A 13,933-nucleotide genomic window follows, 5' to 3' on the forward strand; every position below is an offset into this window, starting at 1 on the left:
CCGTGCTGCCCCACGGCTCCCGCTGCAAAATCGGGGTATAACTTTTTTTCATCCGAATATCTGGCCGAAACAAGCTCGGAAATCTCTCCGCTTAGCTGGTCGATTCCCGAAGGAAAAACCAGGTTTTGAATGTTGAATTGTTTCAGGATTATTCCGCCCTGCAACCCCAATGTCATGAAACTTTCATCATCCAGTTTTAAATGGTACGAATACGAAAATGAGCCGGAATGGCTGTTTATTACGTTATTCAGTTCCTGGTCGCGGGTGATTTGAAAGCCAAACCCCGCATTCTTCTTTCGGATAAGTTGATCGTATGAAACAGAATAGGTCGTGTATGTTGCCCCTTTTTGAGGCCACTGGTTCCGGTAGTTCAAAACCATGCGGGGCAGTTCGGTTGTCCCGGCATAGGCAGGATTGAGATGAAGCGGATTGGCAAAAAATTGTGAATAGCCGGCATCTTGTGCCCACAGAAAGCTGGGAAGGAAAATTAAGATACCGACAAATAGAATTTGCTTTAAGAATACGCTTCGATAATTCACACAAGCAAAGTAAATCAATTAAAAGGTTTTTGGACAGGGGCCCAGGGATTTTTTTTGTCGAAATGAACATAGGGAATAACTAACCGCAGCGTGGCTTCTCCAAATCCGCCAACATCTTCGGTTGAAAATGAATAAGCACCTCCGCCCGTGAGGTTTAGTTCAAAATTTCCAAACCTCCAGCCGTAAGTCAATCCTAATCCGTGAAAGTTGCTGGTATAATTATTTTGCAGGAATATCGCATAGTTGTGGTTCACATTTTCAAACCGCAAACCGGCCCTCGATAAAATTACCTGGTCGGAATAAAGGACCACTATCTCCGGGGATGCTTTAAATGGTTGCGAAACCAGTCCGTTTTGTTTCCCCCTTTGATTTTGTGCGTAATAAAAAATTAGTTGCGGTCCGGCTTTTTCAGGCAAATCGCCACTCTCGGCAATGTTGATGTTTAACGGAAACGATGCCGAAAGTCCAACCTGCCGAATGGGCGACACCCACAAAATGCCAACTTGTGGTTGAAAAATGTTATACCTCAGAAACTCTTCCCCGGGCGGGCTTGGCGGTTCTGTCTCTTCATTTAATATCCCGTCGATGTAGGTGGCAAACCAGTGTTTTGTGGCTCCTTTGTAACTTATATTTACAGAGGGAATCAACATCCCTTTTTGGGTACTTTTAAACGGTTTGGTAAAAGTGAACCCCAAACCGGTTGTGCTGGTATTTATATTTCCTGTCAGCCCCTGGTGAAAACTAATGGCCACGCCGCCATTTAATTTTTCTGACCACGAGTCCCAGGTGGTGAAAAACTCGTTGTTCAGGTTTTTTTTGTTTTCGGCAACAAAATATATCCCTGTCCACACATTTGTATTTTTATTTAACCCTGCGAATGATGGATTTAGAAGTAATTTATTTGAAAATGGAAGTAGTGTTCCATCGGTTTGTGCCAATAAAACTCCCCAACTGCAAATCAGGAGGAGCAAAAATCCTATTTTTTTCCCGCTGTTCAAATTAATCTTTCCGGATTACTCAACTAACGTAGCATGGTGAGAATTTCGTGTAAGAAGTACTTTTTTTGTTCTCCGGCATTTTTCAGGGCGAGGTAGATTTTGTCGGTGGCTTTTTCAGCCACTTCGCCGGCAGGATAATCTTCCATGTTGTCAATAACAGTGAAAGCTTCAAAACTGGTTTCCCAGTCTTCTTCAATCACAAGATCCAAAAATACGAGAAAGTGGTCTTTGTAATCGAGCCCGTTTTGCCAGCAGGCAGTTGCCAGTGTTTTTCGTATAGGTTTGTATTTTGGTGTTGTTAAAGCTCCTGCGAGTATCGGTGCTGCCTCGCTTACTTTAAGGTTGTTGAGCAGGGTAATGATTTCATTTTCAACTTTTTCTCCTGGCGTGGAGTTCAGTAGCTCGAAAAGATGCGGAAGGTAATGCACATTCCCTTCATTTTTCAACGATTTCAATGCTGAAATCACTGTTCCCGGTTGGGCTGAAAACAAATCAGCCTCTAATTTTTTATTCAGTTTTTTATTTGCCATGCTGTAATTTTATTAACGTTACAAAATTAGGATTTTTCAGGGGGAGTAAAAAACGGCAAGCCAAAACAAATATTTGCTTAAATATTTACTTTTGCAGCAAATGAGAAATATTGATGAATTGCGTAATGCCAATATTGGCCGGTTGATACTGAAATATTTTATCCCGGCATTTGTAGGTGTGTTTGTGAATGCACTTTACAATATTGTTGACCGTATTTTTATCGGGCAGGGGGTTGGTGCCGAAGCATTATCGGGCATTTCCGTTATTTTCCCGGTGATGCTCATAATGATGGCATTTGGAATGTTAATCGGGGTTGGAGCCAGTGTTTATGTTTCCATTAATTTGGGGCGCGACGATATGAAACGTGCCGAACAAACCCTGGGGACCGGTTTTTCTATGATGGTGCTGGTTTCCATTGTTATTATGGTAGTAACCTATATTTTAAAGGACCCGATTTTACGCTCGTTTGGATCTACTGATGAAACTTTTCAGTATGCCAGCGATTACCTGGATATCATTCTTGCCGGAACACCTTTTATGGTGATTGGATTTTCGCTGAACAACGTCATCCGTTCCGAAGGGAACGCCCGTATTGCTATGGTGTCGATGATCATCAGCGCCGGCACCAACATTATACTTGACCCTATTTTCATTTTTTGGCTCGGAATGGGAGTAAAGGGTGCTGCTTTTGCAACGATCATTTCAATGTTTGTTTTAATGGTTTGGGTGCTTGCCCATTTCCGGGGTAAACGTTCAGTAGTAAAATTACGAAAAAGTAATGTAAATATAAACCGGGGAATCCTGATGGAAATAACAGCCATTGGAATGGCCCCATTTTCCATGCAAATTGCAAACAGTGTAGTCCAGGGGCTGCTCAACAAAAAATTAATTGATTACGGTGGAGACCTGGCCGTGGGGGCAATGGGAATAGTAAACTCAGTAATTTCGCTGGTTATTATGGCAATAGTTGCAATAAACATGGCTTCGCAGCCCATTATCGGGTTCAATTACGGGGCCAAATCGGTTTCCAGGGTGAAGGAAGCTCTGCGTATTTCACTAATTGCAGCCACCATAATTGGTGTGGGGGCTTTTGCTTTCATTGAGGCTCTTCCGGGGGTTATCGTCAGATTATTTAACAGCGACAGCCAGGAACTGTACAATATTTCAGTTAATGGGCTCCGGCTGGTAATTCTTGCGTTTCCGCTTGTTGGTTTCCAGGTGGTAGCTTCCCATTTTTTCCAGGCTGTAGGTAAAGCCAGAATTGCCATGTTTGCCACTTTGTTCCGTCAGGTTATCGGGCTTATTCCACTTCTTTTTATTCTGCCCGGTTTTTGGGGAATAAACGGGATTTGGATTGCTTATCCAATCGCTGATTCAATGGCTGCACTTGTGGTATCGTTTTTATTGGTTCGCGAATGGCGCAGGTTACCCCAAATGGCACAGGAAACAACGGTGTGATATTTTGCTGTTATTATCTGGCTTTTTTGTTATTCTTCATCAGGATAAACAAACCGTTCGCCGGTATCTCTTATCACATTTTTTTTCCATTCACTTGAAGAAATTTTATGAAAAACCAGGATGGATGAACAAATCTGCAATTTCCGGCAATTGCATTAGACGTTTTGTAAATATTGTGCATCTGTTATTATTTGAGAGAACTGATCCCAGAGGCATCAAATGTTTATAGAATGCTTTAAAAGGAACACCATCCGCCCTGAGAATTAAAACAGGTGCAATTTACTCTTCTAAAAAATTCAATAAAGGCTGAATAAACCGTTCAAAACTCTCGATGTGGGGCAGGTGGCCGATTCCATCCAGTTCAACTAATTTTGAATCCGGTATTTTCTGATGTGTTGTTTTCCCCAGTTCATCGTAAAGTCCCATTGTCTGGCGAACATCTTCATTTACCAGCGGCTTTCCAAGTGCAGTTCGGTCGCGGGTGCCTATGATTAACAGTGTTGCGGCTTCAATATTCTGAAATTCATAAACTACAGGCTGTGTGAAAATCATATCATACGTCAAGGCAGAATTCCACGCAATCCTTTCATAATCGGAGTTCAGCGTCCAGCCTGCCAAAAGGTTTACCCACCGGTCGTATTCAGGCTTCCATTTCCCGTCGTAATAACTGGATTTTTGATATGATTTTATGCCTTCATATGTTTTATTCAATTCGCGTTTGTACCACCAGTCAATTGATTGGTATGGCACCTTTAATTTCCAGTCTTCGAGGCCAATCGGATTTACAAGAATCAGTTTATCTGTAATTTCCGGAAACATCAGGGCAAAACGTGTGGCGAGCATTCCTCCCATAGAATGCCCCAAAACAGCAGTTTTGGAAATATCCAGCAAATCGAGCAACTGTTTGGTATTTTCAGCCAGTTGCTGAAAAGTATAGTGAAAATAAGCTGGTTTCGACGATTTGCCAAAACCTATCTGATCAGGTATTATAACCCGATAACCTCTTTCAGTTAATGCTTTGGCTGTAGTTTTCCAGTAGGCGCCATTAAAATTCTTACCATGCAGCAGCATTACATTTTTTCCATTATAGTTTTCCGGCTTAACATCCATGTACGCCATTTTTAAATCCTGCTGCTGGATATTCAGTTCCAGGTGTTTGGCAGGAAAAGGATAGTCGTAATTGACCAGCATAATATCCAGCCATTTCAAATCATTTTTCTGTGCAAATAGCGAAAAACTGAGTGTAACTAACAAGAAGGAAAAAACTGTTTTCATGTCAATAATTTGTATTTAATGTTTTGTATTCCAGTAAAATATAATATTCGGTTCGTGTCATTCTTTCATGGCCCGTGGAACTCGCATGGGCATTTGTTCATGCACTTTTGTGTTCGCCAGACCCTGCTCGTTTCATATTGTATCTTTTTGTTTGAGCCGGCAACCGAAAATTTCAAACCGGCTTTTTTATTAAACACTTCAACGGAAAATTAGTTTTTAGAACAGAGGATTACATGTACAGTATTACTGCTGATTATGCGGGGGAAAAGGAATGTTGGATATAATAGTAATTGAATAAATATGGCACGGATTGCGCGAATGCATCCTTCTTTTCAAAAAATAAATTATCGAACTCATCCGCCAGATGAAAATTCCAAAAGTGCTTTTTGTGTCTTCTACTTCGGTTTATGCACCGACCAACAAGGAAGTGCACGAAGGCGATCCTAAAAAACCAATACACCGGTAAACCTCATTCACCGCGACGATTGCGTGGCTATTCTTTCTCAAATCATTGAAAAAAATAGTTGGGGGGAAGTTTTTAACGCCTGCAGTCCCGAACATCCCACTAAAAAAGAGTTTTATGCCAAAGCGGCTGAAGTGAGCGATTTACCGGCACCGGAATTTGCAAATGTTCAGGAAAACTGTAAAATTATTAACAGCGATAAACTCGTTCAGCGATTGGGTTACCCATTTAAATACCCCAGCCCAATGGATTACCTAAAAGAGTTGCAGGCATGGGATTACCGCATTTGATTTCGATAGTGGGAGCCGGGTCCGGGCGATCCGGAACTGCTGACCGTAAAAGCGCTTAACCGCCTGCAGCATGCCGATGTGATTTTGTACGATGCCCTGATTGGCGACGAAATGCTGAAACTGGCCAAGCCCGAAGCAGTTAAGGTGTATGTGGAAAAGCTTAACAACGATGGTCAAAACCAGGTGAAGCGGCAGGACGGCATTCATCAGCTTTTTTTGCATTGGGCTGCCAAAAACAAAAAAGTGGTTCGCCTGAAAACCGGCGACCCCATGATTTTTGGGCGCGGCGCGGAAGAAATCCGGTTTTGCAGGGAAAATAATCTGAATTTTGAAGTGATTCCCGGTGTCACTGCCGCAGTTGCCGGGTCCTCACTGTTTTCCGTTCCACTCACCGAGCGCGGCAAAAACAACATGCTGCTGTTTTACACCTGTCGGAAAGAGAACAACTGTTTCCCGCAGCTGGAACCGCTGGTTTCGGTTTTACAAACTGGTTCGCCCGTGGTTTTGTACATGGGGCTGCATCATCTTTCCGAACTGACAGGCAAACTTCTCGAAAGCGATATTTCAGGCGAAATGCCGGTGCAAATTCTGTGTAAAATTTCGCAATTCGAACAAAATAGCTATTCAACAACCCTTGCAAAAGTGGAAGAGTTTCTGGCAGAAAACAGGCCCTGCACACCTTCGCTGGTGATTGTGGGAGAACATGCGGAGAGGATATGAAATTTTTAAAAGACCAAATTACAAATTCACAAAAAACAAATAATTCCCAAATCACAATTGATTAAAATCCAATAACTTATTTGTTCTTGACGGCATTGGAATTTGGAGTTTGTTTGTTATTTGATTATTGCCATTTGAAATTTTTGTTGAAAAACCTTGGTTCAGAATAAAATTCTGAATTATTATTTTGCTTTCCCATCATCCGACTTTTGCTATTTTTGCATTTCATGTAAAAAAAGACTGAAAAAATGAGGAGACTGACACTTTCCATCCTGTTTATATTTTTTGTAATTGGCTCCCTTTTGGCCAAAGAGGGAATGTGGATTCCTTTGTTGCTGGAAAAATACAACCTGGCCGAGATGCAGGAAATGGGCTTTAAACTTTCGGCACAGGATATTTACGATGTGAACAATGCCAGTATGAAAGATGCCGTAGCTGTTTTTGGTCGAGGCTGTACTTCCGAAATGATTTCACCCGAAGGGCTTCTCATTACAAATCACCATTGTGGTTACCGCCAGATTCAATCGCACAGCACGGTGGAAAACGATTACCTTACCAACGGTTTTTGGGCCATGAGCCGGGACGAGGAGTTGCCCAACCCTGGACTGACGGTGCGGTTTCTCGAGTACATGAAGGACGTTACCGAAGAGGTTTTGGAAGGAACAGAAGGACTGTCGGCCAATGAAGCAGCTAAGAAAATAAAAACCAATTCTCAAAAGATTGAAAACGAAGCATCGGAAAACGGGAAGCTGATGACACGGGTGAAACCACTGTTTTACGGGAACCAGTATTTCCTCTACGTCTATAAAGTTTTTAAAGATGTGCGACTGGTGGGGGCACCGCCATCGGCCATCGGAAAATTTGGCGGCGACACCGACAACTGGATGTGGCCGCGTCATACCGGCGATTTTTCGTTGTTCAGGGTTTATGCCGATGAAAACAATGAACCGGCCGAATATTCGCCAGATAATGTTCCCTATCAGCCCCAAAAATATTTTCCCATTTCACTCGGAGGTGTTCAGCCGGAGGATTTTACTATGGTGTTTGGCAATCCCGGAAGTACCATGCAATACATTCCCTCGCACGAAGTGGATATTATTATGAATCAGCGCGATCCCGACCGTATTGCCATTCGCGACAAAAAACTCGAGGTGATTGGCGAAGCGATGAAAGCCAATCCGAAAACCCGGATTCAGTACGCTGCCAAATATGCTTCCATCAGTAACGCCTGGAAAAAGTGGCAGGGCGAAATACTTGGCCTCGAGCGATTGGATGCTGTAAATAAAAAGCTGGAGTTTGAAAATGAATTCAGAAACCGGGCCCGGGCGAACAAAACATGGGAAAGTGAATACAGGGAAGTTTTTGCCAATTTTGACCAGTTGTATGCAGTTTACAGTGAATTTATTCAGGCTTCCGATTACTATTCAGAGGTTGTTTTGCGTGGTGTTGAAATATTCAGGCTGGCCTCGCGTATGAACGACATCATTAACAACCTGGAAAATGAACAACCCGAACGGGCCGAAAAGCAGCGGAAAGAGATGGTTGAATACTTACCGGGGTTCTTTAAATACTACACCACGCTGGAGGGAATAATGGAGAAAGATAACCCGGAAATTTACGACTACAACGTTCCTGACCGCCTGAAAGAGCTGTATGAAACCAAAGACTTTGGCCCTTATGCCGCCGACGAAGGTTACCTGCCGGTTTGTTTTACGGCATCCAACCATACCACAGGCGGGAATTCCGGCAGCCCGGTAGTAAATGCCGAAGGCCATCTCGTTGGCGTTAACTTCGACCGCTGCTGGGAAGGGACCATGAGCGATATTATGTACGATCCGGAACAGTCGCGCAACATCTCCATCGATATCCGCTACGCGCTGTTTTTAATCGACAAGTTTGCCGGTGCCGGTTACCTGCTGGAGGAGATGGATATTGTGGAAAATTAAGGTAGGTTATTCACAGCTGTTTCAATTATTATTTACCAGGTTATTCAGGTAAATCGTGGAAGATTCCATTTAACAATATTGTTTTTTTGACTATATTTAAGAGGAAATTATTGTAATAAGATTTGTCTAATCTGTCAAACAATCCAATGTTTTTCTTGTTTGTAAAATTTATAATAAGAACATTCAAAAAGTAGTAAATAAACAATTTATAAATCAAAAAAAATGGAAGAAAAAAATCCGCACAATTCAACTTACAACGCGAATAATGAAAGCAAATGCCCGGTAACAGGGCACGGCGGGGCACCAGGTGCCGGCGAGGGCACATCCAACCGTGACTGGTGGCCCAACAAGTTAAACCTGAACATCCTGCGTCAGCACTCCTCAAAATCGAACCCGATGGGAGAAGATTTCAACTACGCAGAGGAATTCAAAAATCTCGATCTGGCAGCTGTGAAGAAAGATCTTACTGATTTGATGACCGACTCAAAGGATTGGTGGCCTGCCGACTGGGGGCATTACGGCCCGCTTTTTATCCGCATGGCCTGGCACAGTGCAGGTACATACCGTGTTGCCGACGGACGGGGGGGAGGAAGCACCGGGAACCAGCGCTTTGCACCGCTCAACAGCTGGCCCGACAATGTGAACCTCGATAAGGCCCGGCGCTTGCTGTGGCCCATTAAACAAAAATATGGCAGGAAACTATCGTGGGGCGACCTGATGATCCTGGCCGGTAATGTGGCCCTCGAATCGATGGGGTTCAAAACCTTCGGATTTGCTGGCGGCCGTGTCGATATTTGGGAGCCTGAAGAAGATATTTACTGGGGCTCGGAAGGAAAATGGCTGGACGACCAGCGCCACAACAAAGAGGGTGAACTCGAAGGGCCACTCGCGGCCGACCACATGGGGTTGATTTACGTAAACCCGGAAGGCCCCAACGGAGAGCCAGACCCGAAAAAAGCAGCACACTTTATCCGGCAGTCGTTTGCCCGTATGGCAATGAATGACGAGGAAACGGTAGCTCTTATTGCCGGCGGACACACCTTTGGAAAAGTACACGGCGCTGCTCCCGATTCCAACCTGGGACCCGATCCGGAAGCTGCACCATTGGAAGAACAAGGACTTGGCTGGAAAAATAAGCATGGCAAAGGAAATGCCGAAGATACAATTACCAGTGGCCTGGAAGGAACCTGGACGAAAACGCCGACGCAGTGGAGCAGAAACTTTTTGGAAAACCTGTTCGATTACGAATGGGAACTGACCAAAAGTCCGGGAGGTGCTTACCAGTGGAAACCCCGCGGGCAGGCAGGTGCAAACAGTGTACCCGACGCACACATCCCCGGAAAAAGAAACCAGCCGTTTATGCTCACCACCGATCTGGCACTGCGTGTAGATCCGGATTATGAAAAGATTGCCCGCCGGTTTTACGAGAATTCGGATGAATTTGCTGATGCATTTGCACGTGCATGGTTTAAACTGACACACCGCGACATGGGACCAAAATCGCGTTACCTGGGGCCTGAGGTTCCTGAAGAAGACCTGTTGTGGCAAGACCCCATTCCGGAAGTTGACCATGAATTGATTGACAACAACGATATCAGTGATCTTAAAGGCAAAATCCTCGGGTCAGGGCTTTCTGTTTCTGAACTGGTTTCTACTGCCTGGGCTTCTGCGTCCACATTTCGTGGATCGGATATGCGCGGCGGTGCCAACGGTGCACGCATTCGCCTCGAGCCACAGAAAAACTGGGAAGTTAACAATCCGGAACAATTGAAAAAAGTACTGGATAAGCTGGAAAACATTCAAAATGAGTTCAACAAGGCTCAGTCGGGTAACAAAAAAGTTTCGCTGGCTGACCTGATTGTACTTGGTGGAGCTGCTGCCATTGAGAAAGCAGCCAAAGATGCCGGTTTTGATGTAACCGTGCCTTTTACTCCCGGTCGTGCCGATGCATCGCAGGAACAGACCGAAGTGGAATCATTTGAAGCGCTTGAGCCGTTTGCAGACGGATTCCGTAACTATTTGAAAGCAAAATTGGTCACCGGCTCAGAAGAAATGCTGGTTGACCGGGCACAGTTACTGACGCTTACTCCACCCGAAATGACCGTGCTCGTTGGTGGATTGCGTGTGCTGAATACAAACTTCGATAAATCGCAGCTCGGCGTTTTCACAGACCGTCCGGAACAGCTCACCAACGATTTCTTTGTGAACCTGCTCGATATGGGTAACGAATGGAAAGCAAAATCGGAAGGTGAAGAAGAGTTTGAAATTCGTGACCGCAAAACAGGTGATGTGAAGTGGACCGGCACCCGTGTTGATTTGGTATTTGGTTCCAACTCAGAGCTGCGGGCGCTTGCTGAAGTTTACGGCTCAGCCGACGGACAGGAGAAATTTGTAAACGACTTCGTGGCTGCATGGAATAAAGTAATGAACCTCGATAGGTTTGATGTGTCGTAAACACCGGTTTTTCAGAAAAATTTTTAAAGTGATTTACACATAGAGGCGGTTCGGCTACGGGCTGCCTTTTTTGGTGGGGAATTTTGTGGTTGGATTCTGAAAGTTGAAAAACATACATTACAAAGATGTAAATCTACATACGCTGCGCACCGCTCAGAATCCTGTTAATTAGTCTTAGTCTTTTGTTTTTTTAATCAATATAAGTTTCTTTTAAAACTGATTTTAATTCTTCAATTTCAAAATCTTGTAATTCTCCTAAAACCTTGATTATTCTTTGTCTGTCAATTGTTCGAATTTGGTCTAAAACAATCCAGCCGAATTTATTGGCATGCTTAATTTTTACTCTTGTTGGATAATTTTTAGAACTTGTTGTCAATGGAGCAATTACAACAGTTCGCAAATATTTATTCATCTCATTGGGAGAAATTACCACACAAGGTCTGGTCTTTTTGATTTCACTGCCAATTGTTGGATCGAGATTTACTAAAATAATTTGATATTGTTTTATTTCCATTCTCCCAGGTTTTCATCGTCAAATACATCGTCAATCAATAAATTGTCATCTTCATTTTTAGCCATTTTTTCAAAAGCTTTTTCCCATTCTTTTCTCGGTTTTGAAACTGGTTTTAAAATAATCTGTCCTTTATCCATTATTAAATCAACAGTTTCTTTGATATTGTATCTGTCTATTAAGGTTTTACTCAACCTAATTCCCTTTGAATTACCGATTTTTATAACTGAAATTTCCATAACTACTATTTTAGAATTGTAATTATAAAGTTATTACATTTTTTCGAATTTAAAAATTAAAGCTTGTTTAATTTAACACAAGTACCGGAATGAAGTTTTGGAAAAAAATCCGATAACTATAAAATTATAAAGTTATGGTTATGAAATTTTAAACCCTCCTGGACACTATTTTTGATGACTTTTGAAATGAAGGGCCTGGTACCAAAAACATTCGGAATGTGAGGCTTTTAGTTTCAGGTAATCGCACTGATTTACCTGAAAACTTGAAAAGAATTATTCGCCGCCGCTGCCAACATTTTTACTGCGTTCAATCGACTGCAGTGCCAGGTAGTTATCGCCAAATTTTTTCAGGTTGGCAATTTCATCGTCATACTGGTCGAAATGGCGTTCTTCATCTTCCACCAGCCTTTCAAACAGTTTCTTGGTAACTGAGTCGGCATTTTGTGAGCTTTCGTTGGCCCATTTGTTATAGTCATTTGCACTCGATTCTTCCATTTTTACTGCGAGGTCGAGCATTTCGCGCACATCGTGGATTTTTTTTACATCTTCCGATACAACCATTTCCACATCTCCGCCGAGGAACAGGATACGTTCGGCCAAATCTTCAACATGTACCATCTCTTCAATGGCTGTTCTTTTAAACAGGTTGGCCAGCAGGTCGTACCCCTGATCATCGCAGTGAAAATGGAAATACATGTATTGGTGTACTGCCGTAAGTTCGTCGGCAACTGCTTTGTTTAATAATTCAATACTTTTTTCTTTCATTTTATTAAATTTTGGTTTTTAATAAGTACTATTTGCAACATGCAATGAATTGTGTGGTTCAATTTCGATTCGGAAAATTAAGAATTATTTTTTGCATTGGTTCATTTTCGAAAGAATTGATTAAGAATTTGGAAAAATCTTCGGTAATTTTGAAGTGATTAAAGGTTGTGATTTTATAATGAATTACATTTTTTTGTAACAGCAACAGCGAAGTGAAATATATATATTGCATAATTATAATCACGCTATTTTTTGCCGATGACCCGGGGGCTCAAAATACTAATCCCGATTTCAGGTGGGGTAACTGCTGGTATTTCAATCTAAACGAAGGGGAATCAGTTCATTTTAAAAACCAGGAAATAAAATTACTGAAGCTGCACAATCATTTTAACCGGTTAAAAATTGGGGAGGACACGCTATGGCTGAAAGTCAGCCGGCGTACATTGCCCACAATGATTGGGGGAATCCGGATTTTTGTTGCCGACAATAAAAATGTAAAGGACCTGACAAGTGATTCACTCAGGCACGGATTGCTCAGCAAAGATGCCCTGATTTGCCTGTCCGATTTTCAGGAACCGATGTTGAATTTCAACCAATATATTTTTCCGGTGAGTTTTAGCGATGGTTTTTTATGGGGAGTGGAAGAAGACAGCCACATGTTTTCTTTTGAAGCCGATGAACAGCGGCGCGAGGCGTTGGGCAATCATTCGCATGGCGGCCTCGATATCGACCTTCATGATGCACGCGGCAAAGAAATGCACTGGCTGGTGGCTTTAGAGAACAGCATCGTGTGTTGGGTGAAAAGCGATGCAGGTGATGCAGGGAAAACCGCATCTGTTTTGCTGGAAAGTGTTTCACAACCCGGTATTTTTTACCTGTACGAATACCTCAACAGTGAGAATGTAATTGTCAAAGAGGGGCAGCAACTGGTCAGAGGCGGGCCGTTGGGCACAATCTGGGGCGATGACACCTGGGGACATTTGCATTTTGTGGTTTTAAAGAACGATTCTGTACCTGAGTATTCCAATCGCTGCAAAAATGTGGTCAATGGATTTCCGCAACTTTACGAGCTCTATTTTAAGCAGTCATCCGGTTACTCCAAACGATTTTCAAAAGGGAGGCTTTATTTTGGCCGGCCGCGCCATGTTAACGGAAACCAAAGAAACCTGCTGGCTTTTGAACCTTATTCGGGAAAAGGTTGGTCGCTTGGAAAATGGAACCCTGCCGATAAATTGGAAGGAGTTGCAAACGGAACGGAAGGGAATGCCCGCCTGGGAAAAGTGCTTTTTGAGGGGACACCTGCACAGTGCCGTAATCCTGAAAATTATTATGAATACCAGATAAATGTGCGGAACGGGACCTTCCGCATCAGGGCCGAGCTGGGCGATTTGTATTTGCCAAGCTGGCAAAGAGTGAGTTTTGAAGAAATTGATGCAGGAGAATTTTTGCTTGATGCAGGAGAGTCAACGTGGACATCTGAACGCGTTGTAAATGTAAAGGATGGTACCCTCACCGTCAGGATTTATATCGATGAAGAAAATCAAAAAGTTGCCGGACTGAGCCAGATCGTATTTCAGCAGGCGTTCTGATTAAATGAAAATGTTCCTGTTACTTTACCCTTTTTGCTTCGCCATTTCCCCTCATAAGGGAAAACCGTTCTAACCTGAACTATTCATAAATTTTAAAAATATGAATAAAGTTCAGGTTAATCCCGATTTAGATGAACTTAAACTTTTAAAAAAAG

General features: G+C 43.0%; 12 protein-coding genes and 1 pseudogene. 6 read left to right on the forward strand and 7 right to left on the reverse strand.

Features of this window, described 5'->3' with window-relative positions:
* The 3 genes from ACTCNA_RS15530 to ACTCNA_RS15540 all read right to left on the reverse strand — a co-directional run.
* On the reverse strand, positions 1–557 hold a 557-nt coding region (locus ACTCNA_RS15530), incomplete at its 3' end, for a PorP/SprF family type IX secretion system membrane protein (RefSeq protein ID WP_462948849.1).
* Positions 554–1,510 (reverse strand): PorP/SprF family type IX secretion system membrane protein, encoded by a 957-nt coding sequence (locus tag ACTCNA_RS15535; RefSeq protein WP_462948850.1) that lies wholly within the window; start codon positions 1,508–1,510, stop codon positions 554–556. The genes ACTCNA_RS15535 and ACTCNA_RS15530, both read right to left, overlap by 4 nt.
* Positions 1,511–1,560: 50 nt before the next feature.
* Positions 1,561–2,067: a hypothetical protein gene (locus ACTCNA_RS15540; RefSeq protein WP_462948851.1), complete on the reverse strand. Its 507-nt coding sequence runs from the start codon at positions 2,065–2,067 to the stop codon at positions 1,561–1,563.
* A gap of 100 nt (positions 2,068–2,167) precedes the next feature.
* Here ACTCNA_RS15540 and ACTCNA_RS15545 point away from each other — a divergent pair, with 100 nt between their 5' ends.
* Positions 2,168–3,526, forward strand: coding sequence for an MATE family efflux transporter (locus tag ACTCNA_RS15545; protein ID WP_462948852.1), 1,359 nt, complete (start codon positions 2,168–2,170; stop codon positions 3,524–3,526).
* 279 nt (positions 3,527–3,805) lie between these two features.
* Here ACTCNA_RS15545 and ACTCNA_RS15550 read toward each other — a convergent pair whose 3' ends face one another.
* Complete coding sequence (locus ACTCNA_RS15550; RefSeq protein WP_462948853.1) at positions 3,806–4,801, reverse strand: alpha/beta fold hydrolase; 996 nt, start codon at positions 4,799–4,801, stop codon at positions 3,806–3,808.
* A gap of 489 nt (positions 4,802–5,290) precedes the next feature.
* Between ACTCNA_RS15550 and ACTCNA_RS15555 the strand changes: the two genes are divergently transcribed.
* From ACTCNA_RS15555 to katG, 4 genes and pseudogenes are all read left to right on the forward strand, one after another.
* Positions 5,291–5,554 (forward strand): hypothetical protein, encoded by a 264-nt coding sequence (locus ACTCNA_RS15555; RefSeq protein WP_462948854.1) that lies wholly within the window; start codon positions 5,291–5,293, stop codon positions 5,552–5,554.
* A 30-nt stretch (positions 5,555–5,584) separates the two neighbouring features.
* Positions 5,585–6,274 (forward strand): annotated as a pseudogene (cobA, locus tag ACTCNA_RS15560) (uroporphyrinogen-III C-methyltransferase); the annotation flags it as partial.
* Between the two features lie 248 nt (positions 6,275–6,522).
* Positions 6,523–8,220 carry a S46 family peptidase gene (locus ACTCNA_RS15565; protein ID WP_462948855.1) on the forward strand — a complete coding sequence of 566 codons (1,698 nt, stop codon included), beginning with the start codon at positions 6,523–6,525 and terminating at the stop codon, positions 8,218–8,220.
* Between the two features lie 222 nt (positions 8,221–8,442).
* Positions 8,443–10,674 (forward strand): catalase/peroxidase HPI, encoded by a 2,232-nt coding sequence (katG, locus tag ACTCNA_RS15570; RefSeq protein ID WP_462948856.1) that lies wholly within the window; start codon positions 8,443–8,445, stop codon positions 10,672–10,674.
* 190 nt (positions 10,675–10,864) lie between these two features.
* Here the strand turns inward: katG and ACTCNA_RS15575 are convergent, their stop codons facing one another.
* From ACTCNA_RS15575 to ACTCNA_RS15585, 3 genes are all read right to left on the reverse strand, one after another.
* A complete protein-coding gene (locus ACTCNA_RS15575) occupies positions 10,865–11,188 on the reverse strand; it encodes a type II toxin-antitoxin system PemK/MazF family toxin (protein ID WP_462948857.1) in 324 nt (107 codons plus the stop codon).
* Positions 11,179–11,424, reverse strand: a complete 246-nt coding sequence (locus ACTCNA_RS15580; RefSeq protein ID WP_462948858.1) for an AbrB/MazE/SpoVT family DNA-binding domain-containing protein — start codon at positions 11,422–11,424, stop codon at positions 11,179–11,181. Before ACTCNA_RS15580 ends, ACTCNA_RS15575 begins: the two co-directional genes overlap by 10 nt.
* 273 nt (positions 11,425–11,697) lie before the next feature.
* Positions 11,698–12,189: a bacterioferritin gene (locus ACTCNA_RS15585; RefSeq protein ID WP_462948859.1), complete on the reverse strand. Its 492-nt coding sequence runs from the start codon at positions 12,187–12,189 to the stop codon at positions 11,698–11,700.
* A gap of 212 nt (positions 12,190–12,401) precedes the next feature.
* Here ACTCNA_RS15585 and ACTCNA_RS15590 point away from each other — a divergent pair, with 212 nt between their 5' ends.
* The gene (locus tag ACTCNA_RS15590) at positions 12,402–13,778 is read left to right on the forward strand and encodes a M23 family metallopeptidase (RefSeq protein WP_462948860.1); all 1,377 of its coding nucleotides are present in this window, start codon (positions 12,402–12,404) and stop codon (positions 13,776–13,778) included.
* The last annotated feature ends 155 nt before the right edge of the window (positions 13,779–13,933 follow it).

The organism is Tangfeifania sp. (genome assembly GCF_055108615.1).